Origin of the sequence: Aeromonas sp. R10-2 (genome assembly GCF_040908445.1) — a bacterium.
Classification (GTDB): Bacteria; Pseudomonadota; Gammaproteobacteria; order Enterobacterales; family Aeromonadaceae; genus Aeromonas; species Aeromonas veronii.
This window is the reverse complement of sequence record NZ_JBFODS010000029.1, coordinates 20,714-47,672: the sequence shown is the minus strand read 5'-3', so window position 1 is coordinate 47,672 and position 26,959 is coordinate 20,714. Positions and strand designations below refer to the sequence as shown.

Annotated in this window: 26 protein-coding genes; 10 read left to right on the top strand and 16 right to left on the bottom strand. The window is 61.8% G+C overall.

Translation table 11 applies throughout. The features are described from left to right. The first annotated feature begins 53 nt into the window (after window positions 1–53). Window positions 54–365, top strand: a complete 312-nt coding sequence (locus tag AB5Y97_RS06745; RefSeq protein WP_150389778.1) for an HlyU family transcriptional regulator — start codon at window positions 54–56, stop codon at window positions 363–365. Continuing rightward, complete coding sequence (locus AB5Y97_RS06740) at window positions 362–2,428, top strand: tRNA(Met) cytidine acetyltransferase TmcA (protein WP_368157403.1); 2,067 nt, start codon at window positions 362–364, stop codon at window positions 2,426–2,428. The genes AB5Y97_RS06745 and AB5Y97_RS06740 overlap by 4 nt, the downstream gene beginning before the upstream one ends. Here AB5Y97_RS06740 and AB5Y97_RS06735 read toward each other — a convergent pair. After that, window positions 2,415–3,134, bottom strand: coding sequence for an SDR family NAD(P)-dependent oxidoreductase (locus tag AB5Y97_RS06735; RefSeq protein WP_201948047.1), 720 nt, complete (start codon window positions 3,132–3,134; stop codon window positions 2,415–2,417). The genes AB5Y97_RS06740 and AB5Y97_RS06735 overlap by 14 nt on opposite strands. 201 nt (window positions 3,135–3,335) lie before the next feature. Here AB5Y97_RS06735 and AB5Y97_RS06730 point away from each other — a divergent pair, with 201 nt between their 5' ends. From AB5Y97_RS06730 to AB5Y97_RS06720, 3 genes are all read left to right on the top strand, one after another. Then, window positions 3,336–4,352, top strand: a complete 1,017-nt coding sequence (locus AB5Y97_RS06730; RefSeq protein WP_368157401.1) for a chemotaxis protein — start codon at window positions 3,336–3,338, stop codon at window positions 4,350–4,352. A 174-nt stretch (window positions 4,353–4,526) separates the two neighbouring features. After that, window positions 4,527–5,006 carry a hypothetical protein gene (locus AB5Y97_RS06725; protein WP_113739896.1) on the top strand — a complete coding sequence of 160 codons (480 nt, stop codon included), beginning with the start codon at window positions 4,527–4,529 and terminating at the stop codon, window positions 5,004–5,006. Window positions 5,007–5,023: 17 nt separating this feature from the next. Further along, complete coding sequence (locus AB5Y97_RS06720; RefSeq protein ID WP_201948046.1) at window positions 5,024–5,638, top strand: superoxide dismutase; 615 nt, start codon at window positions 5,024–5,026, stop codon at window positions 5,636–5,638. Window positions 5,639–5,722: 84 nt separating this feature from the next. On the opposite strand, the gene AB5Y97_RS06715 is transcribed toward AB5Y97_RS06720, so the two are convergent. The 9 genes from AB5Y97_RS06715 to AB5Y97_RS06675 all read right to left on the bottom strand — a co-directional run bounded on the left by AB5Y97_RS06715 (window position 5,723) and on the right by AB5Y97_RS06675 (window position 17,024). Further along, window positions 5,723–6,670 carry a vancomycin high temperature exclusion protein gene (locus tag AB5Y97_RS06715; protein ID WP_201948044.1) on the bottom strand — a complete coding sequence of 316 codons (948 nt, stop codon included), beginning with the start codon at window positions 6,668–6,670 and terminating at the stop codon, window positions 5,723–5,725. Between the two features lie 185 nt (window positions 6,671–6,855). Next, window positions 6,856–9,615, bottom strand: a complete 2,760-nt coding sequence (locus AB5Y97_RS06710; RefSeq protein WP_201948042.1) for a collagenase — start codon at window positions 9,613–9,615, stop codon at window positions 6,856–6,858. Window positions 9,616–9,834: 219 nt separating this feature from the next. Continuing rightward, complete coding sequence (locus AB5Y97_RS06705; protein WP_201937875.1) at window positions 9,835–11,262, bottom strand: AMP-binding protein; 1,428 nt, start codon at window positions 11,260–11,262, stop codon at window positions 9,835–9,837. After that, window positions 11,255–12,184 carry an o-succinylbenzoate synthase gene (gene menC / locus AB5Y97_RS06700; protein ID WP_201937876.1) on the bottom strand — a complete coding sequence of 310 codons (930 nt, stop codon included), beginning with the start codon at window positions 12,182–12,184 and terminating at the stop codon, window positions 11,255–11,257. Before menC ends, AB5Y97_RS06705 begins: the two co-directional genes overlap by 8 nt. Next, window positions 12,184–13,032, bottom strand: a complete 849-nt coding sequence (gene menB / locus AB5Y97_RS06695; RefSeq protein WP_197971580.1) for a 1,4-dihydroxy-2-naphthoyl-CoA synthase — start codon at window positions 13,030–13,032, stop codon at window positions 12,184–12,186. The genes menC and menB overlap by 1 nt, the downstream gene beginning before the upstream one ends. Before the next feature lie 4 nt (window positions 13,033–13,036). Further along, complete coding sequence (locus AB5Y97_RS06690) at window positions 13,037–13,162, bottom strand: hypothetical protein (RefSeq protein ID WP_265114016.1); 126 nt, start codon at window positions 13,160–13,162, stop codon at window positions 13,037–13,039. Continuing rightward, window positions 13,155–13,952: a 2-succinyl-6-hydroxy-2,4-cyclohexadiene-1-carboxylate synthase gene (menH, locus tag AB5Y97_RS06685; protein ID WP_157161916.1), complete on the bottom strand. Its 798-nt coding sequence runs from the start codon at window positions 13,950–13,952 to the stop codon at window positions 13,155–13,157. Before menH ends, AB5Y97_RS06690 begins: the two co-directional genes overlap by 8 nt. Next, window positions 13,912–15,669, bottom strand: a complete 1,758-nt coding sequence (gene menD / locus AB5Y97_RS06680) for a 2-succinyl-5-enolpyruvyl-6-hydroxy-3-cyclohexene-1-carboxylic-acid synthase (protein ID WP_368157397.1) — start codon at window positions 15,667–15,669, stop codon at window positions 13,912–13,914. Before menD ends, menH begins: the two co-directional genes overlap by 41 nt. A 32-nt stretch (window positions 15,670–15,701) precedes the next feature. Then, a complete protein-coding gene (locus tag AB5Y97_RS06675; RefSeq protein ID WP_368157395.1) occupies window positions 15,702–17,024 on the bottom strand; it encodes an isochorismate synthase MenF in 1,323 nt (440 codons plus the stop codon). Window positions 17,025–17,232: 208 nt separating this feature from the next. Here AB5Y97_RS06675 and AB5Y97_RS06670 point away from each other — a divergent pair, with 208 nt between their 5' ends. After that, complete coding sequence (locus AB5Y97_RS06670) at window positions 17,233–18,138, top strand: 1,4-dihydroxy-2-naphthoate polyprenyltransferase (protein WP_201948034.1); 906 nt, start codon at window positions 17,233–17,235, stop codon at window positions 18,136–18,138. 75 nt (window positions 18,139–18,213) lie between these two features. Here AB5Y97_RS06670 and AB5Y97_RS06665 read toward each other — a convergent pair whose 3' ends face one another. Next, window positions 18,214–19,608: a PepSY-associated TM helix domain-containing protein gene (locus AB5Y97_RS06665; RefSeq protein ID WP_368157394.1), complete on the bottom strand. Its 1,395-nt coding sequence runs from the start codon at window positions 19,606–19,608 to the stop codon at window positions 18,214–18,216. 268 nt (window positions 19,609–19,876) lie between these two features. On the opposite strand from AB5Y97_RS06665, the gene AB5Y97_RS06660 reads away from it, so the two are divergent. Then, window positions 19,877–20,284: a hypothetical protein gene (locus tag AB5Y97_RS06660; protein ID WP_005354927.1), complete on the top strand. Its 408-nt coding sequence runs from the start codon at window positions 19,877–19,879 to the stop codon at window positions 20,282–20,284. Window positions 20,285–20,310: 26 nt separating this feature from the next. On the opposite strand, the gene AB5Y97_RS06655 is transcribed toward AB5Y97_RS06660, so the two are convergent. Both AB5Y97_RS06655 and dbpA read right to left on the bottom strand, forming a co-directional pair. Continuing rightward, window positions 20,311–20,601 (bottom strand): YkgJ family cysteine cluster protein, encoded by a 291-nt coding sequence (locus tag AB5Y97_RS06655; protein ID WP_005341481.1) that lies wholly within the window; start codon window positions 20,599–20,601, stop codon window positions 20,311–20,313. 89 nt (window positions 20,602–20,690) lie between these two features. After that, complete coding sequence (gene dbpA / locus AB5Y97_RS06650; protein WP_042053613.1) at window positions 20,691–22,070, bottom strand: ATP-dependent RNA helicase DbpA; 1,380 nt, start codon at window positions 22,068–22,070, stop codon at window positions 20,691–20,693. Window positions 22,071–22,612: 542 nt separating this feature from the next. Between dbpA and AB5Y97_RS06645 the strand changes: the two genes are divergently transcribed. Next, entirely contained in the window at window positions 22,613–23,818 is a 1,206-nt protein-coding gene (locus tag AB5Y97_RS06645) for a NupC/NupG family nucleoside CNT transporter (protein WP_005363118.1), read from the top strand. Window positions 23,819–23,882: 64 nt separating this feature from the next. On the opposite strand, the gene AB5Y97_RS06640 is transcribed toward AB5Y97_RS06645, so the two are convergent. Continuing rightward, complete coding sequence (locus AB5Y97_RS06640) at window positions 23,883–24,383, bottom strand: metal-dependent hydrolase (RefSeq protein WP_368157417.1); 501 nt, start codon at window positions 24,381–24,383, stop codon at window positions 23,883–23,885. Between the two features lie 125 nt (window positions 24,384–24,508). Beyond that, window positions 24,509–24,958 carry a YaiI/YqxD family protein gene (locus AB5Y97_RS06635; protein WP_005335916.1) on the bottom strand — a complete coding sequence of 150 codons (450 nt, stop codon included), beginning with the start codon at window positions 24,956–24,958 and terminating at the stop codon, window positions 24,509–24,511. Window positions 24,959–25,098: 140 nt separating this feature from the next. On the opposite strand from AB5Y97_RS06635, the gene zntB reads away from it, so the two are divergent. Further along, window positions 25,099–26,064, top strand: coding sequence for a zinc transporter ZntB (gene zntB / locus AB5Y97_RS06630; RefSeq protein WP_005341467.1), 966 nt, complete (start codon window positions 25,099–25,101; stop codon window positions 26,062–26,064). Window positions 26,065–26,077: 13 nt separating this feature from the next. Next, window positions 26,078–26,590: a mechanosensitive ion channel domain-containing protein gene (locus tag AB5Y97_RS06625; protein WP_368157392.1), complete on the top strand. Its 513-nt coding sequence runs from the start codon at window positions 26,078–26,080 to the stop codon at window positions 26,588–26,590. Window positions 26,591–26,651: 61 nt separating this feature from the next. Here the strand turns inward: AB5Y97_RS06625 and AB5Y97_RS06620 are convergent, their stop codons facing one another. Beyond that, window positions 26,652–26,900, bottom strand: coding sequence for a hypothetical protein (locus tag AB5Y97_RS06620; RefSeq protein WP_005363113.1), 249 nt, complete (start codon window positions 26,898–26,900; stop codon window positions 26,652–26,654). Between the last annotated feature and the right edge of the window lie 59 nt (window positions 26,901–26,959).

Sequence of the window (26,959 nt, the reverse complement as noted above, 5' to 3'; positions counted from 1 at the left end):
CTTGCCACTGTGCAACCCCTTGGGGACAATGCTGGCAACCAGAGGAGATCACCATGCTCAAGAAACTGTTCAGCGCCCTGTTCGGGGGGGAGCCGACCAAGGCGCCGGAAGTCACTCCCACCGAATATGCCGGCTATCTCATCTATCCGGAACCCATGGCCGAAGGTGGCCAGTATCGGCTGGCAGGCCGCATCACCAAAGAGGTGGACGGCGTGCTGCAAACCCACCGCTTTATCCGCTCCGATCTGTTTGCCAACCCGGCCGATGCCGAGCGCTTCATGGTGCAGAAGGCTCACACCTTTATCGATCAGATGGGGGAGCGCATGTTCGAGCCCCGCAAACCGGCTGACAGCCAGGCTTCATGACGCCGCAAGAGCTCAACAGCCTGCGCGAGGCGCTGGCCCGCGCCGGTGAACGGCGCCTGATCTGGCTGGAGGGGGAGGAGGCCGACTGCATTGCCCGCGCCCAATCCCTGCTCGGCGAGACGGTCTTCTGGCTGGGAGCCGGGCCCGAGTGCTATGCCCCGCAACCGGCCGCCAAGGCGCTGCAGCGGCTTGGTCAGGAGTGCGACACGCTGGTGTTCAACGCCTTCAGCGGCTTTCATCCCGACGCCTTCGGGGCGCTGGCTGGCACTCTGCGCGCCGGTGGCTTGCTGTTGCTGTTGACGCCACCCAGAGCGCAGTGGCCCGCATGGCCGGATCCCGACCGGATCCGGCTGGTGGCGCAGGCGGAGGAGGTGAGCCGGGTCGGTCACGGCTTTATCGCCCGGCTGGTGCGGTTGCTGGACGGGGATCCTGCCCTCTCGCTGGCGCCGCCGATTTGCTCGCAGCCGTGGCAACCGCTTGGGCCCGAGCAGCCATTGAGCTGCGATCAGGCGCGGGCACTGCCCGCCATCCACAAGGTGTTGCACGGTCATCGCCGCCGGCCGCAGGTGCTGAGTGCCGACCGCGGTCGTGGCAAGAGTGCGCTGCTGGGGCTGGCTGCCGCCGAGCTGCTGCGCCAGCAGCCAGGGCTGAACATAGTGGTGACGGCCCCCTCGCAGGCAACGGTAGCGACCCTGTTTGCCCACGCCGCTCGTGGGCTAGATACCACGCCGGAACAGCTGACCGGACTGAGCTACTGCTCGCCAGATCGGCTGGTGCACGAGGCGATTAATCCCGATCTGCTGCTGGTGGATGAAGCGGCCGCCATTCCGACCCCGCTGCTCGAGGCCATGCTGGCCCGCCACAGCCGCATCGTGTTTGCCACCACCGAGCATGGTTACGAGGGGACGGGTCGCGGTTTTCACCTGCGCTTCAAGCGGGTGCTCGATAGCCAGACCCCGGAGTGGCAGGAGATCCACCTCTCTGAGCCCATTCGCTGGAGTGAGCGCGATCCGCTGGAGCCACTGATTTTCCGCCTGCTCGGCCTCAATGCCGAAGTGGCAACGCCCTTGCCGCCGGCCAGCCCAAGCTGGCGTCTGGTCAGTCAGGAGGTGCTGGCGAGCGACGAGGCGTTGCTCAGCCAGCTGTTTGGCCTGCTGGTGCTGGCTCACTACCAGACCACGCCGAGCGATCTTAGATCCCTGCTGGAGAGCCCGGATCTCGACATCCATCTGCTGGAGCAGGATGAGAGCCTGCTGGGAGTGGCCTTGGTTGCGCGGGAAGGGGGGATAGACCCTGAACTTGCCGAGGCGATCTGGGCCGGGCGTCGCCGTCCGCGTGGCCATCTGCTGCCCCAGTCGCTGCTGGCCCACGCCGGTTTCAAAACTGCGGGGGGGCACAGCTACGCCCGGGTGATGCGTATCGCCATCCATCCCGAGCTGCATCGTCTCGGGTTGGGGTCGCTGCTGCTTGGCAAGCTTGAGGAGCACTATCGCCAGATTGGCATCGACTACCTCGGCTCGGCCTTTTCGGCCAGCGCCGACCTGCTCCCCTTCTGGCGAAAGGCCGGGCTGGCGGTGCTGCGCATCGGCCTGCAGCGGGATGCCGCCAGCGGCTGCCACGCAGCCCTGCTGCTCAAAGCGCTGAAACCCGAACATGAGATCGAATTGAATCAATGGCAGCAGCGTTTCATTCGCCAGTTGCCGACCCTGCTGGCAGGCGAGCTGAAAGGATTGGATCCCGAGCTGGTATGGCAATGTCTGCAAGGCAGCACCATCACCGCGGCTGAGCTTGGCGAGTTCGAGCGTGATGAGGTTGAGTGCTTTGCCCTGCATCACAAGCCGTTCGAACTGAGCCAGTCGAGCCTGCAGTTGTGGCTGGCGCGCAATCTGGATGTGCTGGCTTCGCTGACTCCTGACGAGCGTTATCTGCTGATCGCAACCATCTGGCAATATGCAGATTGGGGAATGCTGGCCGCGAGGTTGCAACTGGCGGGCAAGCCCGCCGTGATCAAGAGGTTGCGGGCACTGCTGGCACGTCTCTTGAGTTCCTCTACCACTCGATAGGTTTGCCCTGCCAGTCGAGAAAGCTCAGCTCGCCATCCGGTTGCAGCCGGTTCATCAGGTTAATCAGATGGTCGGCTACCAGCTCGGGACTCTGCACATTTCCTGGCGGTACATTGGCGTGAAACGGGCGAGAGAGTTGGGTATCCACTGTGCCGGGATGGAAGGCCAGCAATTTGACGCCGGGGGCCCGCCGGGCCAGCTCGATGGCGGCACACTTGAGCAGCATGTTGAGGGCTGCCTTGGATGCGCGATAGCCATACCAGCCGCCTGCTCGGTTGTCGCCAATGCTGCCGACCCGGGCACTGAGAACGGCCAAGGTGCAAGGCTCGCGGCCAAACAGCGGTAACAGCTGGCAGATCCAGCGCAGCGGCAGCAGGGCGTTGGTCTGGTAGAGACGGGTCATGGCATCCAGATTGATTGCTTCGAGCCGCTTCTCCGGCTGGATCTCCCCCTGATGCAGGATGCCGTTGCAGATCACCACCCGATGGGGTCGCGGCGCCAATTCCGCGATGCGCGCCACCACTTCTGTCATCTGCTCATCGCTGTAATCACAACATAGCCAGTGCAGACCCAGCGACGAGAGGCCAGCAGGTGTGGGCTGACGGCTTATGGCAATCACTGGCCCGACACCCGCCGCCAACCAGTGTGTCACCAGAGCCGCCCCGATACCGCCAGAAGCGCCAATCACGACTATGCCTTCACTCATCTCAGGCTCCTTGTGAGTACATGATGGATTTCACCATCCGCCAATGTTGTCCTGATTGGCAGATACGATCCCGCCAGCCTGCGGGATCAAGCGGTTAAGGCTGCAATCTTGCCGAGATCCGAGCCGCTGGGTGAAATCCATTCCTATACTGAGGGAAAACCGCAGCGGTCTGCTGCCCGCGCAACCAGAATGAGAGTCACCATGATGTCCAAAGATGGGGAAGAGCGTAAATCTATCCTGACCGAAAGTGGCACCAACGAACTTGAGATCATCGAGTTTCACCTCAAGAAGCAGCTACCGGACGGTCGTGAAAAAACCGCTTATTACGGGATCAACGTCGCCAAGGTGCGCGAGGTGATCCGGGTGCCGGAGACCACAGATTACCCCAACGCCCAGCGTCATATGGTGGGGGTCTTCTCCCTGCGGGATCGCCTCATCCCGCTGGTGGATCTGGCGGGCTGGCTCGGCATCAAGACCAACCCTGACCCCAGCCACAAGGTGGTGATCGTCACCGACTTCAACAAGATGGCCAACGGCTTTCTGATCGATAGCGTCAGCAGGATCCACCGGGTCTCCTGGGAGGATGTGGAGTCCCCCAGCCAGTTTCTGGAAGCGGGGGAGAACGACTGCGTGGTGGCCGTGGTCAGGCGCGATGGCAACCTCATCATGATCCTCGATTTCGAGAAGATCATCGCCGATATCAACCCCGAGCTCAGCATGGAGAAGTACGACGCCACTCAGGACCGCAAGGTGCTCATCGACGATCGCATGATGGCACTGCGCCAGGGCAAGACCATTCTGGTGGTGGATGACTCGGCCTTTATCCGCAAGATGATCGAGACCACCCTGCGCACTGCTGGCTACAACGTGATTACGGCCAAGGACGGCGGCGAGGGGTTGGAGATGATGACGGATTTCGATCGTCTGGCCCAGGAGGAGAGGATGCCGGTGACCGGCTTCGTCAATGCGGTGATCACCGATGTGGAGATGCCGCGCATGGATGGTATGCACCTGCTCAAGCGGCTGCGGGATACCCCCTCCTACAAGGAGATGCCCATCGTGATGTTCTCCTCCCTGATGAGCGATGACAACCGCCAGAAAGCGCTGCAACTGGGGGCCAACGATACCATCACCAAGCCCGAGATAGGGCGCATGGTGGGGATGATGGACCATATGCTGCTGGGGATCGCCCCGCCTTCGCCAGCCAACAACATCTGACCTGCCGTTAACTTCCAATTAGCCGGTCGAATCCACTGACCGGTGCCTCAAGCGGCCACTCCTTGCCAAGGGGTGGCCGCGCTGTTTTGGCTGTTTACTGCGATCCCGACGCCCCTTGTCTCCCGGACATGATTCATGTAATGATAATTATTATCATTTGTTGGTGTGAAGCATATGACAGCAACCTGGGTGAAGGGGTGGGTCGAGTCGACCGAAGGTGGCAGCAGCATGAGTCACTGGAAACAGCAGACCCGAGAGGGTAACCGGCTGTTTGATTGCGGCGAGTATCATCAGGCGCTGGCCCATTATCAGCAGGCGCTCTGGCTGGCTCGTCAGCAATTGGTGCAGTGGCATGACGCCGATGAGGCGGTGGCTGCGCTGGTTGTGGCTCACCACAATCTGGCGGATCTGCTGGTGGCCATGACTCTGCCCGATCGCGCCGCCGACCTGCTCTGCTATGTGCACGACTGCCTGCTGGCGACCTGTCACTCCCCCGCTTGCTCCTCTCGGCTGCGAGAGGCCGCGTTGCGCCATACCTGCACAACCCGTGCCGAGTTGCTGACGTTCGTACAGCGCCACGGCAGCCACGCCGGGATCATGCGTTCGCTCGGTCACTGCCTGTGTCAGAGCGAGCCCTCATCCCGGCTCCATTAATCCGAACAGAGGTCATCATGAGCCATACCCTGCCAGCCCTGAACTATGCCTACGACGCACTAGAACCCCATATCGATGCCCTGACCATGGAGATCCACCATAGCCGTCATCACCAGACCTATATCAACAACCTCAACGCCGCGCTGGAAGGGGCGCCCGAGCTGGCCGTACTGCCGGTAGAGGAGCTGCTGCGCCGCTTCGATACTCTGCCTGCCACCTTGCAGGGGGCGGTCCGCAACCATGGTGGCGGCCATGCCAATCACTCCCTGTTCTGGCTGGTGATGAGCCCGCAGGGGGGCGGTGAGCCGGGTGGTGAGCTGGCTCTGGCCATCGAGCGGGAATTGGGGGGATTTGATGCCTTCAAGCAGGCTTTCACTCAGGCTGCCCTGAGCCGCTTTGGCAGCGGCTGGGCCTGGCTGGTGGTGGACAAGGCGGGCAGATTGCAGGTGGAGAGCAGTGCCAATCAGGATAGTCCCCTGATGCATGGCCATACCCCGATCCTGGGGCTGGATGTGTGGGAGCACGCCTACTATCTCAAGTACCAGAACAAGCGTCCTGACTATATCGCTGCCTTCTATCAGGTGGTGGATTGGGCCGAAGTGGCCCGCCGTTATCAAGCGGCGCGAGGCTGACTTGGTCGCTGGGAATTGGTTTGCAGTACAGCCGCCACAACCCGCGCAGTAATAACAAGACCCGCCAGTTGGCGGGTCGTCTGTTTATGGTGTGGCAGTGCTGAAGCTGGCGGCTGAAGGGGTCATCGGCAATGTGGGTAAGGCCGCGCTGGGCATCTCGGCGGCGGTTTCTGCCGCGGATTTGGCGGGAGTGGCCGGCTCAGTCGTTGCCGCAGCGGATACAGCAGGGTTGAGTTGTGCTGTCGCGGCCGAGGCATATGGAGTAGCCGACTCGGTGGCAACCGCGGCAGAAACTGCCGCTGGCTTTGCCTCATCCACCGCCGGTTTGGGCTGTTTGAGGCAGGGTTGCAGGCTGCCGATGGTGCTCAGTGACTGGCAAGGCACAGGCAGACCGATGGGCACAGGAGCGCCGAGGAACTTGGGCCCTTTGTCCAGCACATAGAGGTCGAGCAGCCCCATCAGGCGGGCAAAGACTTCCCGCACCCGGGTGCGGATCCCCTGATAGGCGCTGGGATCCTCGGCATTGAAGCCAACCGCGTCGATACCGAAATGGCGGGCGATGAAGATGGCCCGCTCGTTGTGAAAGCCCTGGGAGACCACGGTAAAGCGCTCCTGGCCGAACACCTCCTTGGCGCGAACCACAGAGTCGAGGGTGCGGAATCCGGCGAAATCCATATAGATGGCGGAGGCGGGGATGCCCGCCTTGATCAGGGCGCGGCGCATCTGGCGTGGCTCGTTGTACTGCACGGTGGCGTTGTCACCGGAGACGATGATGAAGTCCACCTTGGCATTGTTGTAGAGCTCGGCCGCCGCCTTGATGCGGTATTTGAAGTAGTGGTTGGGGCCGCCACCGGAGAGATATTTGGAGGTACCCAGCACCACCGCAACCCGGTTGTAGGGCACCTTGTCCACCCGATCGTAGGTGTAGTGACGGGCATCCGAGACGATCCACTCGCTGTAGCCCAGCAGCATGGCAATCAGGGCCAGCAGCAAAACAAGGCAGGCGAGGAGGATCTTGGCAAACTTCTTCATGCGCGGTGCGGTCAGGGTCTGAAGTTGGGAGTGGCTATCGGCATTCTATTACAACTCGGCCGCCGGCGTCAGGCTTGATAACGGGCGGGCACCTCATTCGGGCAGAGGTTGTCGCAGCTGAAGAGGGAGTGCGGGGGAAAAAGCGAGGGGCTGCGGTGGCTGCCCCTCTTTGTGTTGGATGTCTATCAGTGGGCGGAGTCGTTACCCTTGCAGGCGTCTGACTCCTTGTTGGCTTGCCACCAGGGCAGCAGATCCCGGGCGAGCCACGCCTGATAGGCGTCGCTGTCGTTGGCGATCAGCCGGTCCAGCTCCCCTTCGAAGTCGCTCATCGCTTGCTGCCGATCCGGATTGCGCAGCGCCTGTGCCAGCGCCAGCCAGCTGGCGCCGCGACCGGTATCGTTGAGGAAGCGGTGCACGGTATAGGACCAGGAGTAGACCATCTCGCCACCCTGGTCGTAGTCAAGGTGGAGGATCGCCGCCAGTGTCGGGCGCTGGTTGGCAGGGCGGTTTGCCACGTTATCCAGACCTCGGGCAAAGCACTGACCGTGGGCGATGTACTCTGCAACCCCCTCGGCCCACCAGGTAGTGCGGTTGAGCGGATAGTGGCCGAAGCTGCCGTACTGGTTGAAGCGGCCATCCAGATAGTGAACATACTCGTGGCGCAGGTTCCACACCTGGAAGGCAGGGCGTTTCCACTCCGCCTCATAGGCGAAGAAGCGGGCCTGATTGCCGGGGCGAGCCGGATCCCCCTCGATATAGATGCCGCCATTGTCGGTGGAGACGCCAAACAGCGCGCTGCCGTAGCGGCCCCAGTCGGCGGAGGAGTTGAAGATCACCAGTTCCAGCGCTTCGTTGTGATCATCGGCTACCGGTTGCCAGCCAGTCTCCATCTGCTGGTGGAAGCGCTGCTCTTCATCACCCAGCTCGCGGCAGATCCCTTCGGCCTGAGCCAAGGTCAGATCCTGGGCGCGCAGACGCAGGGTGGGCGAGCAGGTGTGCTCGAACGGCAGAATATCTTCCATGCGGATCGGTGTGCAAAGCCCGGTAAACTCGCCGCTGACACAAGCCTCGCTGGTGCGATCCGTGTAGGTGAGGTAGTAGCTGGAGAGAGTCAGGGAGACCTCTTCCAGCATGGCAGCCGGATGCTGTCCGCCCGGGATCAGCCCTTGCTGGCGCATGATGGCGATCACATCGCGATCCAGCTGTTGGCGATAGGCGATCGCCTTATCCGGGCTGGTGTGATGGAGGTAGCGCATCATCTGGTAGAGACGGCTATGGGCATCGAGGATGTTGTTGAAGATAAACAGATCCCGTGAGCCATCGCGCTGTTTCCAGAGGGCCAGCTCGCTCAGGCCCAGTTGCAGCAGGCTCTGGCGCAATGCCGCCTCCTGTTGCAGCACAGCTGCGCTGAAGTCTGCCTGCTGACCGTAAGAGGCGCTCTGATCGACCAGATTGAGCAGCTCGAACAGGCCATCGGCCCAGGGTTTGTGGCCATTGATCTGTGCCGCATGTTGCACCGCATAGCCGAGCGCCTGGTTGAGCTGGGCCAGCATGGGGGCGGCACTCTGGCGGAAGGCGGCTTGCCCAAGTTGTCCCTGCGCCGCCACGCTCCAGGCTTCCAGCACTGTGCCAGCCTGCTCCTGTGGTTCAGCTCCCAGCAGCAATGGGTGGTTGAGCAGATCAATCATTACCCCGGCCAGTGCCCGGGCGACCTGATCACTCTCTTTGCCAACGCCGCCGTGGTAGTTGTGGGCGCGCACATAGTAGAGCAGCTTGTCCATTGCCGGATGGGTCGGCTGGTTGGCCGCCAGCAGGGCACGCATGCCGCGCACCACCGCCATCAGCTTGGCGTCATCGTGGCCGTAATCCGCCTGCCAGGCAGGGCTGTTCTGGCCGCTCACGTCGGCCACCAGTTTGGCGGCATCGCTGTCGAGCAGATCCACATCGGGCTGCTCGGGCTCGGAGCAGAGACGACCGTTGGCGCGGCGGCACTCCAGCTGCTCCTCCTTGCTGGCCAGCACGATGGGGCGATTGAGCACCCGGCTCTCCTGCCACTCTTTGCTCTCTGGCAGGGGTTGCCACTCGCCGCCGGCGACCGGGTATTGGTAGCCGCTATCTTGCAACGTTACCTGAACCTCGCTGCCAGCGGGGATCACCTGACGACAGATGCGATAACGGATGGTGTTGCTCCCCTCCTTGCGCTCCTGTGGCTCATCACACTCCTGCTGAGGCGTGAGCTGATCCAGCTGCCACTGATAACGGCGCCAGACGTGGATCTCGCTGACCTGAGCGGCTGCCTGACTGCCTGCCACCGGTTGCAGACGGAAAAATATCTGCTCCAACCGGCCATCCCGCTCACTCGGGGTCTCTTCAAGTACCTGCAACTGCTGCCAATCCTGCAGCTGATAGTGCCACTCCGACTCTGCGCAGCCGCCTTGTGCGTTGAGTTCGCAGCGATCCAGCTCCCTTTCGCTCTGACCCAGGATGATGGCTTGTGGCAGCGGCAGACGATCCTGCCGCTGGGCGGTCGGCGTGCCCGCCAGCTGCTCCCAGCGACCCTGCTTGAGGCCATAACCGAAGTCATAACTGCTGGCGGGAATGAGCTTGCCCGCCGGAATCCGATCTTCACAGCGCACGAAGCGGATCTGCCAACCCGCATCTACCTTGAGCTGCGGCTCGCCACACTGTTGCTCGGCCAGTGCGGCGAGATCGCTGCTCTGCCAGTCGAAGCGACGGTAGACCCTGAGCTGCTGGTAAGGTGCATTGCTGCTGCGCGCCTTGAGCTCGTAGGTGATCTCGGTGATGCGCGCAGCCAGTTGCCGGCTCGATTCGCCAGTCAGCTGATACTGTCGCCAGTCATTGGGGGAGTAGTTGGCTTGTGCCGAGGATGTCGCCAAAAGCAGGGGGCCTGCCAGCAGCAGCCACCCGGTACCTGAACGGTTCATTTTTATCCCTTTGTTGTTGTTTGTGTATTGTCTTGCGAGTAATCGCAAGGCAATTTAACTGGTTCCAAAGGGATATCAATTTCCAATTAAAAATCAGATAAATCAATAAGATGATGGCTTTTGGAGTCTGATCGGATTCTCGTGGGCTGGCGCCGCAGTGAGGACTCACATGTTTCTTTTTCTGTTTTCAGAGCAGGTCGGGAAATTGTGAGTCCGCTCTCATTCAGCTTGTCGTGCCCGAGTGGTTTGTTGTCGGGCTACCTTGCCCAGCAGTTGGCGGGAGGGTTTGAGATTGCCGCCAAGATCGGGCCAGGGGAGCCAGTGGTCGGGCACCATAAAGCCGGGCAGGGCGTTGCGGATCCAGGCGGCCAGTTCGGGGTAGGGGACCGGCTCGCCGTGCCAGCCGATAAAGGCGGCGGGGCGTTGCCCCCACTCGTCGCTCGGCACCGGCACCACCAGCGCCTGGGCGACAGCGGGATGATCCACCAGTCGCTGCTCTATGGTTTCGGGCTGGATGTTTTCGCCACCCGAGATAAAGAGGTTATCGAGCCGCCCCTCTACCAGCAGTTCCCCTGCCGCAGTGAAGCGCCCCTTGTCGCGGGTATGAAACCAGCCTTCGTCATCGAGAGGCAGTTCCAGCTCTCCATCTCGGTAGTAACCGGCAAACAGGGTGGCGCCGCGCACGCAGATCTCCTGCTCCCTGATGCACACTTCCCGCCCCGGTAGCGGTTTGCCAACTACGCCTGTATCGCCGGGGATAGCGGTGCAGACCTGACTGCCCATCTCGGAGAGACCATAACTCACCTTGGGTTCGAGCCCCATGGAGCAGAGGCGGCTCACCAGCGGCTGCGGGATGGCTGCGCCACCGAGCAGCAGCTCGCGCAGGCGGGTACGGGCGGGATCAAAACCCTCTGCCAGCAGGCGCCAGAGCTGGGTCGGCACCAGCGAGAGATGGGTAATGGGCTGCTGTTCAAGCCGCGCCTTGAGCGGCTGACTGCGATCGTCTAGCACCAACGTGGCACCCGCCAGAAAGACCCGAAACAGGATGGCGTAGCCGCCGACATGAAACAGCGGCAGGGAGAGTAGCCAGCCGCAGGCCTCATCGAGGGGAATGAGAGTTGCAGAGCCGCGTGCCGAGGCCAGGTGGTTGCAGAGCCGGTGCACCACCGCTTTCGGCGTGCCGCTGGAGCCCGAGGTGAGGATCATGTTGTTGAGCTGGGTCGATGCCAGCGGCCATGTTTCCTCGCTTGCCGGCAGTTCGTGCGTGAAGTCGAGCTGCAGGGGCTGCCAGTTGCCTGCCGGGATCTCCCCTGCCGACCAGAAGGCATCGGCATCGAGTTGTACCGCCAGCTCGCGCTGCTTTTCGAGAGGAAAGGCGGGATTGAGCGGGCAGAATACCACGCCGCTGCGCACGCAGGTCCATGCCAGCAGCACATCTTCCAGCGCACCGCGCACCACTGCAGCCAGATGACCGCCACGGCGCACTCCAGCCTGTTCCAACTGTTGGCACAGGCTGTTGAGGCGGGCATCGAGCTGGCGATAACTGAGGGGCGAGGCTGTGTGGATGGCAATGCGGTTCGGGGCTGTGATTGCCCGGTGGCGTACCGGGCAAGGCGTCTGTTCGGATGAGCTGGAGGGGTCAATCACGGTAATACAGTTGCTCCAGTCGACTCAAATCCGGTTTGCCATTTTCCCCCAGCAGGTTGCCTGCCATCCAGCGGCGGGTATCCAGCCCCGGCGCCTGTTCCGGTGCCCACTCGCCTGCCAGATGAAAGAGCTGGTTCAGGCCCAGATCTGATTCGAAACAGGAGGAGATGATCACCTTGAGCCGCAGTTCGCGGGCGCGGGCGATCAGCGCTTCGCAGTTGGCGAGTGAACCGAGCAGGGTAGGCTTGAGCACCAGCGCGCGCAGTTGCGGGATCGGCTCCCACGCCTTGCCTTGTGCCAGCAGCTCGTCCAGCGCCACCGGCATGCCGGTGCGGTTGGCGACAAAGGCGATGTCGGCAAAGTCGGCGCAAGGGTCTTCCAGATACTCGATGCGATTCGGGTCGAGATGGCCGCAGAAGGTCCATGCCTCCTCGCGGGTCCAGCCCTGGTTGGCATCCAGCACCAGCTTGAGGGAGGGGAGGCGATCGCACAGCAGGCGGATCAGTGCCAGCTCGTCACGCATCGGGTAGCGTGCCACCTTCAGCTTGGCCTTGCCGGGCGTGCGGTGCAGCCACTCTTTCCAGTTGCGCAGCAGCTCCTGGGGGGAGCCTTGAATGAGGGGATAGGGCTCCGGCAGCGGGTTGCGCTGCTCGGGCCATGTCCGGCGCGCGCAGTCGAGGCCAAATTGCACCGACGGCAGCACGGGGTTCGGGGTGTCACCGGCGGCCAGGGCCGCCAGCGTGGCAAGGGCTTCTGCCTCTGCCTGTTGCAGGCTCTCTTTCGAGAAGCCGGGCAGGGGGGCGATTTCCCCCCAGCCGTCGTTGATGCGCACCAACAGCCCCTCTCGCGCCACCTCCACTTTGCCGTGAAAGGTCAGTGGCTGGGTAAAAGGCAGTTGATAGCGATACAGGGCGAGTGTCATCAGGGGTTCCGCTTGTATTTGGAGAAGTCGGGGCGACGCTTTTCGTTGAAGGCGTTGCGCCCTTCCTGACCCTCTTCGGTCATGTAGAACAGCATGGTGGCATTGCCCGCCAGCTCCTGCAAGCCCGCCTGACCATCACAGTCAGCGTTGAGGGCGGCTTTCAGGCAGCGCAGCGCCATCGGGCTGTTTTGCAGCATTTCGCGGCACCAGCGCACGGTTTCACGCTCCAGTTCGGCCAACGGCACGACGGTGTTGACCAGCCCCATGTCGAGGGCTTGCTGGGCATCGTACATGCGGCAGAGGAACCAGATTTCGCGGGCTTTCTTCTGGCCGACGATACGAGCCATGTAGGAAGCACCCCAACCGCCGTCGAAGGAGCCCACTTTCGGGCCGGTCTGGCCAAACTGGGCGTTGTCGGCTGCGATGGTCAGGTCACACATCATGTGCAGCACGTGGCCGCCACCGACCGCGTAACCGGCCACCATGGCAACCACAGGTTTCGGGCAGGTGCGGATGTCGCGCTGGAAGTCGAGCACGTTGAGGTGGTGAGTTCCCTCGTCATCACGGTATCCACCGTAGTCGCCACGGATCTTCTGGTCGCCGCCGGCGCAGAAGGCTTTCTCGCCAAAACCGGTCAGGATGATGGTGCCGATCTGATCGTCATAACGGGCATCGGCCAGCGCCTGCAGCATCTCTTTGACGGTGCGGGGGCGGAAGGCGTTGCGCACCTGGGGACGGTTGATGGTGATCTTGGCAATGCCATCGTTGGACTTGTGATAGAGGATGTCCTCGTAACCGGCGGAGCAATCCTGCCACTCAACCGGAGCGTACAGTTCCGCTTCCGTCATTGCTTCAATCATGGTTTTTTCCTTCTGATCTGGGAGAGTGCAGTTGAGCACCGAGTTGAACTCTGAGTTGAGCAATCCCGGCATGTTGAACAGGTGCATACAGTTCAGCTTCCGTCATTGCTTCAATCATGACTCGTCTCTTCTTGTTGGTTGACCCACTCCGCGAGGAGTCGGGCAAAGTTATCAGGCTGATGGGCGTGCAGATTATGGCCGCCATCCAGCACCAAGTGGTTGATTCTGCGATTTTGGTTCGCCAGCTGGCAAGCCAGCTGATGGAATTTGTGATCCCGCTTGCCACTCACATAAGTAACCGGCAGCTGGCTCGCCATGAGCCAGGGGGCGAGATCCGGCTGCTTGCCTAGCGAAGTGGCGCGCAGCATGGTGGCGATGCCCTGACCGTCGTTGCCAAGGCGGCGGGCGATCTGGCGGGCCCGGGCCGCATCGTCAAGATCGGCAAACACCCCTTGCCGGTACCAGTCTGCCAGCACGTCAGCCAGGGGCTCATGCTCGAAACGCTGCGCCCACAGTTCATCGTGCTGGATGCGGGCGGCCCGTTCACTGGCCGGTAGTCCCGGGTTACAGTTCTCCAGCAGCAGCCCCCGGAGCCCGGCGGGCTCGCGGCTGGCGTGATAGAGGGCCAGTCGCCCACCCAGCGAGTAACCCGCCAGCAGATAGCGTTCAATGTTGCGGCTGGCCAGCTCGGTGACCAGCCACTGGTGGCTCTGCTCAAAGTCGCTGACGTTGAGATCGCTATGCTGGCCGTGACCCGGCAGATCGAGGGCGATGCAGTGGATGGCGGGCAGCCGGTCGATCACCGGTTGCCAGTCGCCGCTATCCCCCAGCAGGCCGTGCAGCAGAACCAGCGGCATATTGGCATCTTTATTCACCACGGATGGCGGCCCCCAGCGCCTTGAGATCATCGGCCACCTGCTCGCTCGGTACCCGGATCTCGATCAAGGTAACGCCATGTTGGAGGGCGGCGCGGTAATCGTGCTCGAACTCGAGCAGGGTGGTCGGCGCCCGATAGCCGAGGCCAAACATGGCGGCGGCATGTTCAAAGCTGAGGCCGTGGGGCAGCCGATAGTAGCTCTCCAGCAGCTCCCCTTCGGTGGGCACCGGCAACATACGAAAGATGCTGCCGCCATCGTTGTTGAGCAGGATCACCACCAGCGGTCGACTCGCCTTGCTGAGCAGGGCGAGGCTGTTGAGATCGTGCAGGGCGCTGAGATCGCCAAGCAGCAGGGTGGTGGGCTCATCACTGTCCTGCTCGATTGATTGGGCAAAACCGTAGGCGGTGGCGATCAGACCATCGATGCCGGAGGCGCCGCGGTTGGTCATCACCCGGCTCGGCCCCTTGCCCGTTTCGCCGAGCATATCCATCAGTCGGGCTGGCATGCTGTTGCCGACAAACAGCTGTCCTTCGATAAGGGAATTGAGGCGATGGCAGACCCCAAGCTCGGAGAAGTGCTCGCAGGCAGCGGCGATCTGCTGGCTGGCGTTGTGTTGCAGCTCGGCCAATGTGTGCCAAGGGGCTTGTGTGGTGACCGGATGGGCCGCAGCAAAGGCGCTGGCACTGCAGAGCAGCCGGTTGCGCAGCCGGTAGTCGGGATCGAGCCGCGCCGGTTGCGGATCCACCAACCAGTAATCCTGCCATGAATGGTGTTTGATGAACTGGCCGAGCCGCTTGGAGACAAGCCGTGCGCCAAATTGCAGCAGCACCTCGGCGCGGCCCAGCTCGGCGACGAATTCAGGGTCGTTGAGCGCCATATCCATGTGGATGAGGTTGCGGCTATCGAAGCGGATCTGGCTCTGCAGATCTGCCAGCAGCGGCCAGCCGAGTTGCTCCGCCAGCGCGGCGGCAGTCTGTGCCTGCTTCGGGTCTGTAATGCGACCAGCCACAACGATGCCGCGCTGTTGCCGAAAGCTTTCCCACTCCGCCTGAGGGGGGCAGCTCGGCTCGTTTTGCTGCCACGGGCTCCAGGGCTTGCGCGAGGCGAGCCAGTCACCGAGGGGGGCCAGATAGTCGAAGAAATCCTGATAGTGCTCGCCCGGGTAGAGGGGCTCGGGGTACATGCAGTTGAAGTGCACTACCCCGGGGGTGAGCGCCTGTTTGGCCAAGGCTTGGTCCACCGAACTCAGCACAAACGCCGCCGGAATGGTCGGAGTGGGGCTCGGCAGGTTCTGCTGATAGACGGGGTAGCGGCCGAAGATCCCCTGCTGGTCGATCGCCTGATTGGCGCCGTTGTCGATAAGCTCGTGAGGGCGATCGGCGGAGAGAATAATCAGCGGTACGCCGGTGAGCTGGGCCTCTGCCACGGCGGGCCAGAGGTTGGCTACCGCGGTGCCCGACGTCATGATCACCGCCACTGGCCGGTTGCTCCCCTTGGCCAGCCCCAGCGCCATAAAGCCGAGACCGCGCTCATCAAAGTGCAGGTGACGGCGAAAGCCCTGATGGGCGGCCGCCGCCATGGTCAGCGGCGCGGAGCGGGAGCCGGGGGCCAGCGCGATGTCGCGCACCCCGAGGCGAAAGAGCTCCTCCAGCAAGAGGGAGGACCAGACGTGGTTGAAGGTGGCGTGCTGGCTCGAAAACGGTGTGCAGGCAAACTCTTCGCTGGCAGGCTCTTTACGGGTGGGCATAGGGGCTCTCGTAGCGTGAAAAGGGTGAATGACTATCCCAGCAGGGAGAGCACATTGGCGATCTTGTTGTCGAGCTCGGCCCACTCGGCGACAGGCTCGGAACCGGCGACAATGCCGGCACCGGCAAACAGGGTGACGCTGCCCGGCTGAATGCGGGCGCTGCGAATGGCGACCGAGAACTCGGAGGTCTCCCTACTCAGCATGCCGCAGGCACCGGCGTACCAGCCCCGATCGTAGGGCTCGAACTCGCGGATAAAGGCGAGCGCCGCCTCGCGCGGGGCACCGCCCACCGCAGGAGTCGGATGAAGGGCATCGAGCAGCTGCCAGTCGCAGACCCCGGGTTTGAGCTCGGCCTCAATATCACACTTGAGGTGTTGCAGCAGCCGCAGTTTCAGAATGCGCGGCTCGGTCAGGGTGGCATCGTGGGTCAGTGGTGCCAGACGGCTGAGGATGTCGGCGTGTACCAGCCGGTTCTCCAGCCGGTTCTTGCTGTCGGCCAGCAGCTCGGCGGCCAGTTGGGCATCGACCTCTTCATCGCCGGAGCGGCGAATGGTGCCCGCCAGCGCCTCGGTAAAGAGGTGGCGATCTTCCCGGCGGTAGAGCCGCTCGGGAGAACAGGCGATAAAGGCCTGCTCGGGGGAGAATTGAAAACCGAAGTGGAAGCAGTCCTGGGCGTGGCGGGCCCACTGGTCGAGCATGGCCCAGGGATTGATATCCGCATCATGGTTCGGACTGGTCAGCACGCTCTCCCGCGACAGCACCACCTTGGGAGTGTGGGCCTGAAAATCAGAGGCGGTGACGCGCTCCACCAGCGTTTGCCACTGGGCGGGGCCGGGGCAATCCTGTCGCTGCCAGGGCTGCTTTTGCAGGGCTGGCAGCGGGGCTTCCGGGTGCAGGGCATCGAGGGCGGCTTCGGCCGCCTGCAGTTCGGCCTCGAGATTGTCGTTATCCAGCCAGAGGTTGAGGCAGAGACTGACGCACTCGCCACGGCGCACAAGCTCGATGCGGGGCAGTACGAAACGGCAGGGGCCAAACCCTTGCCAGCCGGACTGGGCCGGATCGAACGCCAGCCCGCCATAGTAGCGAGGGCTGTCGTCATGATGCTGGTTGGCTGTATTAGTGCACACCTGCTTGATGGCGTGCGGTTCGGTCAGTTCATGGATGGCGCCCAGCGCGACATACTCGGGACGAGCCTCTCCACGAGCCTGCCAGTAGATGCGGGGATAGAGGGTTTGCGCCGCGAGCCAGCCCAGAAAGGAGCGGATTTCGATCGCCACTCGCAACCGTACGAAGCCGCTGACGTTGCTGTGACGCAGGGCGTCCAGTTGTTGCTTGATATGGGTCTGAGCCAACATGGATTCTTGTCTGAGCCGGGTAGTAACGAGCGATCCGGTAGCTGGATGCCGTAGGTTTATGCCAAAGGGCGATGATTTCCTATATATTATCTGCCCATTCGTCCATGTAAATCGCCCGCGGGAGCTTCACTCTCCGGGGCCAAGTATACCCAAATCCGGTTCGATAACCCTTAACACGATCAATATCCGATTGTTTGGCCATCACAAAATGATAAATACCTTCTCTGTTTGGTTGCTGGCGGCGCGTTTGCGAACATTGCCGCTCGCCTGCTCTTCCATCCTGCTGGGCTCGGGGCTGGCTGCCAGTCGTGGTGCCTTCGATGGCACCATCATGGCGCTCTCCCTGCTGACCGCCATCCTGCTGCAGATCCTCTCCAATCTGGCCAACGATTACGGCGATGCGGTCTCCGGCGCCGACAACGGCGAGCGGATCGGTCCGCAGCGGGCGGTGGTCTCCGGCCTTATCACCAAAAAACAGATGTGCGTGGCGATGGGGCTGACCGCGCTGGCGGCGGTGGCCAGTGGCCTGCTGCTGCTGGGCTGCGCCTTCGGCGGCCAGTGGCTGCAGATTTTGGCATTTGTGGTGTTGGGTGGCGCGGCCATTGTGGCGGCGGTGACCTACACCGTCGGCAAGACCCCTTACGGCTATCGCGGGTTTGGCGATATCTCGGTGTTCCTTTTCTTCGGCCTGCTCGGGGTGCTCGGCTCCTACTACCTCTTCACCAAGACGCTGGAGTGGGATCTGCTGCTACCCGCCACCGCCTGTGGCCTGCTGGCAACCGCCGTGCTCAATATCAACAATGTGCGCGATATCGAGACCGACGCCGCCAGCGGCAAGATCACTCTGGCGGTGCGCCTTGGCCGCAACCGTGCCATCGCCTATCACTGGGTGTTGCTGGGGGCGGCGCTGCTGGCAACTATTGCCTTTATCCTGATCCAGCCCGCCAGCTTCTGGCCGTGGATCTTTTTGCCCGCCATGAAGCCTCTCAGCGATGCGGCTCGCACCCTTCGCGAAAGCTACGATGGCGAGGTGCTGACCGGTTCCCTCAAGAAGACCGCCATCAGCGCCTTTCTGTTCAGCCTGCTGCTCTCCATCGGGTTGGCGCTCTCCTGACAGCTGGTCGCAGCGCGCCAAGGTGAACAATACAAAGGGCTCCCGAGATGGGAGCCCTTTTTGGTTTTGGCCGGTTTAGCTGGCTCGAGCCACTTTGAGCGTGCGGCGGGAGAATAGCAGAGTATCCAGCAGCCAGATGGCGACCATGGAGGCGCCCACCAGCGGGAAGGCGATCCCCAGCAGGATAAGCAGGGTGATGGCACCTCGCATCGGCGGGAGTTTGGCAGGCAGCGGCGGCGCGGCGAGACGGCCCTGCGGACGACGGCACCACCAGATCCACAGACCACTCACGGCGCTGGCCAGCACCATCAGGCAGATAAGCAGCATGGCGAGCTGATGGGGCCAGCCGTAGAGCTTGCCCATGTGCAGCATGACGCCGCTCTCCACCGTCTTGGCGACCAGGCCGTAATCCTGCCAGCGCACATCGGCCAGCACCTTGCCGCTGTATTGATCGATATGCAGGGTGGCGTCGTTGCGCGGATCGTCGGCAAACAGGGCGATGGTGTAGACGCCGGTGGCGCCGACCGGCGGGGTGATGCTGTAACCCGGTTGGACTCCCCGCTCATGGGCGATCTCGACCACCTGTTGCAGCGCAATGCGCTGGCTGGCCATCACCACTCCCTCGAGCTCGCCGTGGTTCATTGCGCCGTGATCGTGCCCCTCATCGACCGGCTGCGAGCTAGGCATGGGGGTGTTCTCCACCGCCCAGGGAACGGTCTGCTCATGTGCCTGATTCAGGGTGCGGGCCAGCGGTGCCGATTTGGGCACCTCATTCCACATGGCGGCCGGGAAGCGGTTCCAGACCGCGGCGAACTGATCGCCCCAGAAGCCGGTCCAGGTCATGCCGCTCAGCAACAGCAGCAGCAGGAAACCGGCGCCCCAGAAGCCGACCACAGCGTGCAGATCGCGCCACCAGAGACGGCCACGCTGGCTGACTCTGGGCCAGAGAATACCGCCCACCCCGGGCCCCTTGCGTGGCCACCAGAGATAGAGTCCGCTCAACAGCAACACAATGCCCCAGCCAGCTGCCAGCTCGATCAGCCGATCTCCGGTGGTACCGAGCAGCAGGTCGGCGTGCAGGGAGCGAGCCACCGCTTGCAGATTCCACTTGTTATCCATGGTGCCGAGCAGGGCGCCGCTGGCGGGATCCATAAACAGAGTCAGCTCGCGATCCCCCTGATTGACGATGAACTGGGCGCTCTGATCGGGTGCGACAGGCGGCAGGTATTTACGCAGGCTGGCATCGGGCATGGTCATCATCGCCTTGGCCAGCAGCTGGTCGGCACTCAGGGTCTGGCTGGCGGGGGCGACCTTCATCAGCTCGGGGTACATCAGGTTGTCGAGCTGGGGTTTGAACAGATAGACGATCCCGGTCAGTGACAGCAGGATCAGGAAAGGGGCGACAAAGAGACCGGCGTAGAAGTGCCAGCGCCAGATCCGTTGGTAATGACTCGAGTCCCTGTTTTTCATTGCACATCCTTGTTGGGGCGCTAAACCTTTCAGCTGGTGGAATGTTTGTGGCGGCGCGGATAATAGCAGTAACGTTTCGTTAACTGCAATCGCACATCTTGAGATCGATTCAGTGCGGGATGTCGGTAACATGAGGTGCCGACGGTTTGTCGGATAGGATGAGCACGCTTTGGGAAAAGCCTGTTTGCTGCTGGACTTTTCCTTATAAATTATTACCTTGTGGTAACAATTTGCAGGTGATGGTGGTGGTAACGGAATGGGAGCAGTCATGCAGCCACATGGGCAATTCGACATGGAGCGCAGGGGCCAGATGCTGATCTGCCGCCCGAGTGGCCCCTTCAATCTGGCGGGTGCCATGGCCTATGAGGCGCGCTTTCGTCACGAACTGGCCGGATTGATGGATGGCCCCTGGGGGATTGTCGAGGTCGCGACCGAGTTTGAAGCGGCCGGGCCCGAGGTGCTGGCCCGTTTTCGTCGCCAGTTTGGTTGGTGTGCCGAGAGTGGCTGTCAGTTTCTGGCGGTGGTTTTCGTAGGGGGCTTCAAGCGCTATCTGGCGGATAACATCTTCACGGGATTGCCCTTTCGGGCGGTACGTTACTTCGAGCAGGAGGCAGCGGCGATCCAGTGGCTGGGGGAGCAGCTCAACACAGCTCCCTGTGAACCTGCGAGCGCTTGACCACCCTTATCCTGACTGGCCTTGGCTCAATCCAGCTTGATAAACCACTTGTCCCGCTCGTCAACACAGTCGGGTTCACCCATTTCGAATTCGCGGCAGATCAGCGGCCGCACCTCGTAGATACGGCACATCATGGTGTTGCGGTCGAGGGCGGCGCACCAGCCATCGTCCAGCCGGCGCATGACCGGTATCTCGCCATCCCGTTCCAGTACATAACGGTCCGGCACGCCGGTATCGGTAAAGAGCATCACTTCGAGGCGGCAGCAGCAGGCTTCGCAGTTCTGGCAGCTCACATCGGTTTGGATTGCTTGGGTCATGGTGCCTGTCTTGCCGCATGGCGGCATCGGAGATATGAAACAGGCGCCTGTCAGGCGCCTGTGGTCTGGCTAACGGCTTGCAAAAAACCTTAGCCCAGTTTGCGGGCGCGGTAGCTGCGACCCTTGATCTTGCCTTCCTGCAACCGCTTGAGGGCGGCGCTCGCCACGCTGCGCTTCACCGCGACGTAGGAGTACTGTTCGGAGATCTGGATCTTGCCGACGTCGGCGCCGGCAATGCCGCCTTCACCGGTCAGGGCACCCAGAATGTCACCGGCCCGCACCTTGGTCTTGCGGCCTGCATCGATGGAGAGGGTCACCATCTGCGGCGCGATCGGCTTGATGTCGCGGCCGATGCTGTCGAGATCACCCAGCGGCATCGGGGCCTGCTGGTACTCTTCGATAAAGTTGACGCGCTGGGCCTCGTTCGGCTGATAGAGGCTCAGGGCCAGACCCTGCTGGCCGGCGCGACCGGTACGACCGATGCGGTGCACGTGCACTTCCGGATCATAGGTCAGCTCGTAGTTAATGACGGCGCCCAGCTCCTTGATGTCGAGACCGCGGGCCGCCACATCGGTGGCCACCAGAATGGTGGCGCTGCCGTTGGCAAAGCGCACCAGCACCTGATCCCGCTCGCGCTGTTCCAGATCGCCGTTCAGCGCCAGCGCCGAGAAGCCCTTGGCGGCCAGATGGTCGGCCACGTCGTTACAGGCGCGCTTGGTGTTACAGAACACCACGCAGGAGCTTGGCTGGTAGTGACTCAGCAGCCAGGTGAGGGCGTCGAGGCGCTGGCCGGCAGGCACTTCGTAAAGCTTCTGTTCGATGGCGCTCCCCTCGTGCAGGGACTCCACGCTCACCTCGACCGGATTGCGCTGCACGCCGCGGCTCATCTGGGCGATCCCTTCCGGATAGGTCGCGGAGAAGAGCAGGGTCTGACGCTGCTGGGGGGCATAGCTGATGACCCGGTTGATATCTTCGCCAAAGCCCATGTCCAGCATGCGATCCGCTTCATCCAGCACCAGCGTCTTGAGGCCGGATAGCTCCAGCGTGCCTTGCTCCAGATGCTTGAGAATACGACCCGGGGTGCCGACGGCGATGTGGGCACCAAAGCTCAGGGTGGCGGACTGCGGTGCGGTCGGGGTGCCGCCGCACAGGGTGACCAGCTTGACGTTGGGCAGGGCGCGCGCCAGACGGCGGATCTCGGTGGCCACCTGATCCGCCAGTTCGCGGGTCGGACAGAGCACCAGCGCCTGCACTTCGAGGCGGTTGACGTTAAGCTTGGCCAGCAGGCCGAGGCCGAAGGCGGCGGTCTTGCCGCTGCCGGTTTTTGCCTTGGCAATCAGGTCTTTGCCATCGAGCACCAGGGGCAGGCTCTGGGCCTGGATCGGGGTCATCTGCAGGTAACCCAGGCTGGTGAGGTTCTCTTGCAGGGCGGGGGAGAGATTGAGGCTGCTAAATTCGCTGTTGTTCACAAAAGGACTCTATTTCGGAGAAAACGGGGATGCGCGAGCGCTAAGGCCGCGCATCATACCAGAATGTGGCACCGGATGTGGCGGATTTTTGAACGGCTGGTCACTAGGGGCCATGAAAGGTTCATTTGTTGCCAAACCGATCGCGGGCGAGCACTGACAATGAAATAAGGACTATTTTTCAAACACACATCTAATTATTTATCATGGATAAACGTTTTCTATTTTCAGTATTTTAATATAATGACTGGAAAATATTCTACGAGCAGTTACTGCGCCACAAGGAATGTTGCGAAAATGCTGATTAAATATTTTCAAAGAATATGAAAACGGCGCCACCACTACTCAACATTATGTTTTAAAAGGATTTATGTTATCTGTGTTGCGCGATTAATATCAGTTCATTGCACAATTAATTTAAAAACGTTTGTATTATCCTGCCTCCATAATATTGCGCGGGATTGTGATGGCTATCTGATTTTTAAATGTGCAAATGTCTATGATGGCGCCGGTCAAAAATTACAATTTACTCAGGTGCTACAGGTATGGAATACGTTCACTTTGTGCTCGGACTGGTGATGGTCCTTGCTCTCTCTCTGCTGGCGAACCGCCACAACTGGAAACAGATCAAGCTGCGTTATATCGGCCAACTGCTGGTGGTCGAACTGGCGCTGGCCTGGTTCATGCTGAACTCTGAAGTGGGTCTGGCGGTGGTGGGTGGCTTTGCGGCCGGCTTCACCAAGTTGATGGAGTTTGCCAAACAGGGTACCGATTTCGTGTTCGGTGGTCTGGTCAACGAAGGGGCCTTCTCCTTCTTCCTGATGGTGCTGATGCCCATCGTCTTCATCTCCGTGCTGATCGGTATTCTGCAGTACATCCGCCTGCTGCCGCTGGTGATCCGCGGTATCGGTACCGTGCTGGCCAAGATCAACGGCATGGGCAAGCTGGAGTCTTTCAACGCCATCAGCTCGATGATCGTCGGCCAATCCGAGAACTTCATCGCCCTCAAGAACATCCTGCCGCACCTGAACGAGAAGCAGATGTACACCCTGGCTGCGACTGCCATGTCTACCGTCTCCATGTCCATCGTCGGTGCCTACATGCAGCTGATCGAGCCGCGCTACGTGGTTGCCGCGCTGGTGCTCAACATGTTCAGTACCTTCGTCGTGCTCTCGCTGATCAACCCCTACGAGCCGGATAACTCCGTGACCGACATCAAGGCCATTGCCGAAGGTGACGAGCACCACACCCCGAAGAAAGAGAACTTCTTCGAGATGCTGGGCGAGTACATCATGGCCGGTTTCACCGTTGCCGTGATCGTGGGTGCCATGCTGGTGGGCTTCATCGCCCTGATTGCCCTGATCAACTATCTGTTCGAGATGGCATTTGGCGTGAACTTCCAGTTCGTCATGGGCTACCTCTTCTACCCGATCGCCTGGATCCTGGGCATCCCGAGTGGTGAAGCGCTGCAAGCGGGCTCCATCATGGCGACCAAGCTGGTAACCAACGAGTTCGTGGCGATGATGGATCTGGGCAAGGTGGCTGCCGAGCTCTCTCCGCGCACCGTCGGCATCCTCTCCATCTTCATGGTCTCTTTCGCCAACTTCAGCTCCATCGGTATCATCGCCGGTGCGGTAAAAGCGCTGAACGAAGAGAAGGGCAACATGGTTTCCCGCTTCGGTCTGAAGCTGGTCTACGGTTCTACCCTGGTCAGCCTGCTCTCTGCTGTTATCGCAGGCATCATGATCTGATCCTCTGGCGGCACCCGCCACGGTTTGAGCCCCTGACCTCGTCAGGGGCTTTTTCGTTTCTGGCCTACAGGCGCCAGCCGCACCACCAGCCGGCAACCAGCAGGGTGAGGGTGCAAAAGCCGGTTTCGATGGCGCCGCCACTGCGCAGCGGCCAGCCCGGCAGGCGGTAACGGCGCTTGATGGGCCAGAAGAGCGGAATGCCCGCCGGGGTGAGCCAGTCCCCCAGCAGATGGCTGAGGTAGCCGACGATAAGCGCATCCTTGACCCCCATGGGCAGGGTGCCCGGCGGCAGGCTCTGGTTCAGCCCCCAGACAGCGGCGGCGACTGCCAGCAGACTGTGGGTGAAGCCGCGATGGCCGAACAGCCGCGACAGAGGTTTCGAGAGCCACGGCAGGCGCTGCCCCAGCACCGATTTGGGGTGGTCGAGGTCGGGCAACAGGGCGCTGGCCAGCGCAGCAGGGATGGTCTGCCACAGGCTGGTATCGGCCAGCGCCGGAGTGAGCTGCAGTTTATGGGCGATCAGGGTGCAGGTAACGGAGAAGAGCAGGTGCCCTTGGGCGGTCATGATGATTACGGCGTGGACAAGATGGCGGCGCATCTTACCAGCCTGACGGTTGTGGTCAGCTCTTATTTTAAAAATCAGGATGTTACGGCGAAAAAGCGCCCAAGCAGGGCGCCTTTAGGGTCTCTTTACAGCTTGCCTTTGACCAGCCACTTGTCGAGGGCGTTGGCGAAGCGCTGTTTGTCAGCGGCATTGAAGGGGGCCGGGCCGCCGGTCTGCACGCCGGCCGAGCGAAGCTCTTCCATAAAGTTGCGCATGCCGAGCCGTGCCTTGATGGTTTCGCGGGTGTAGATCTCGCCGCGGGGGTTGAGCGCCTCGCCACCGGCATCGATCACCCAGGAGGCGAGGGGAATATCACCGGTGATCACCAGATCGCCGGGCTGAACCTGCTGGGCGATGACATGATCTGCCACATCGAATCCCTTCTCCACCTGCTGGGTTTTGATGAAGGGCGAGGGGGGCACCCGCAACCCCTGATTGGCCACCAGGGTGGTGACGACCTGGGCGCGGTGGGCGGCGCGGTAGAGGATCTCCTTGACCGGAATGGGGCAGGCATCGGCATCAACCCAGATGGGCATGGCATGGTTTCCTGTAGTGAAAGCGGATGGAAAACGAGAGCGGGCATGTTAACACAGGCCTCCCCTTCCCGGCGCGGGGCTGAGTCGGCCCAGCCTTTGGTGTAAGCTGGGGCCTGCACATGAAACGAGAAGGAGACGAGATGGATCGGGTGCCCGGTGAAGTGATTTATGCCCTGACCCTGGATGGCAAGGGTGGCATGGCGCCGCTGACGGCGGGAAGCGAAGTCCCGGCGGCACATCCCGGCTGGCTGCATCTGGATTACGGCAATCCCGATTCGGCGCGCTGGCTGTTGCAGACCCCCTTGCTCAGCGAGGCGGCCAGGGAGTCGCTGCTCGGCCAGAGCAATCGTCCCAAGCTGGTGCGGATGGGGGAGACGGTGCTGCTGATCCTGCGTGGCATCAACCACAACAAGGATCACAGGCCCGAAGAGATGGTGGCGCTGCGCATCTTCATCACCCCGGATCTCATCATCAGCAGCCGTCGTCGTCCGCTGCTCTCCGAGCAGGATGTGTTCAACCAGCTCAAGCTGGGGGGGGGCGCCGATACCCCGGCCGACTGGCTGGTGGAGATCTGCGATGCCCTGACCGATCGGGCGGGGGAGTTTGTCGAGGAGCTGCACGACAAGATCCTCGATCTGGAGGAGATGGTGCTGATGCGCGACATGCCCGCCAATGGCCGGCTGGCGCTGATCCGCAAGCAGCTCATCATGATCCGCCGCTACCTCTCGCCGCAGCGGGATCTGGTGGCGCGCCTTGCCAACGAGAAGATCAGCTGGCTGGATGAGGATGACCGCCGTCGTCTGCTCGATATCGCCGATCGACTGCGGCGCTGGCTCGATGACCTCGATGCCGGGGTGGCTCGCACCGCCGTGCTGGCAGACGAGATCAACAATCTGATGGCGGAGGCGACCAACCGCCGCGCCTACCAGATGTCGGTGATGGCGCTGCTCTTTTTGCCCGCCAGCTTCCTGACCGGCCTGTTTGGCATCAACCTTGGCGGTATCCCCGGGGCCGAGAATCCGACTGCCTTCTGGGTCTTCTGTGGTTCGCTGGTGGCGCTGGCCAGCGGGCTGGCTATCTGGCTCAAGCATCGGCGCTGGTGGTAAGGAGGCATAACCCATGTGGCAATCAATTGGCCTGACCCTGCTGCTGTTGCTGGGGCATACCCTGATCCGGCGGCTGATTCACAAGAGCCTGCTGGCGCTCGGCGAGAGCAGGCAGGTGAGCGAGAACCGGGTGCTCTACGTGGCCCATGTGTTCCACTTCCTGCTCGGCTGCGCCACCTTGCTGGTACTGGCCGGGGTGTGGGGGCTCGACTTCTCCCGACTGGTGGTGCTCGCCTCCTCCTTCTTTGCGGTATTGGGGGTCGCCATGGTCGCCCAGTGGTCGATCCTCTCCAACATCACCGCCAGCATCACCATCTTCTTCGCCTTCCCCTACAAGATTGGCGACCGGATCCGTATCCTCGACAAGGATGATTCGGTCACTGGCGTCATCACCGAGATTGGTCTCTTCTATGTGCGGGTGCGTGATGACAACGGCGATCTGGTCACCTATCCGGCCAACCTGATCCTGCAAAAGCCGGTAAGAAAGCTGGAGGGCAAGGTGGCGGAACCGCTGCAACCGGAATAGAAAGCAACCGGGATAACAAAAAGGCTCCCTCGGGAGCCTTTTTAGTGTGTGGTGGATGGCGCTAGCGTTCGAAGAAGCGGTAGAGGTGCTCCACCTGAACCGGGCAGTCGGCCACCTGATGCAGATGTTCGCGGGCCTGCTCGACGGTGCCGAAGCTGACCGGGCAGCCGAGGGTGTCGGTCAGCTCGTAGAGGGCGCCATCCTTGCCTCTGAATTCGATGAGCCAGCCGGGAATAGCCACATCGTGGAGTATTTCAGCCTCTTGCAGGATCTGTTGCTGATAGAGCTTACGAAGTTCACTGACTGTCATGATGCTCTCCTGTGGGGAATATCCAGCTCCAGTCTATGCCTGCCCTTTATATGCGGCAA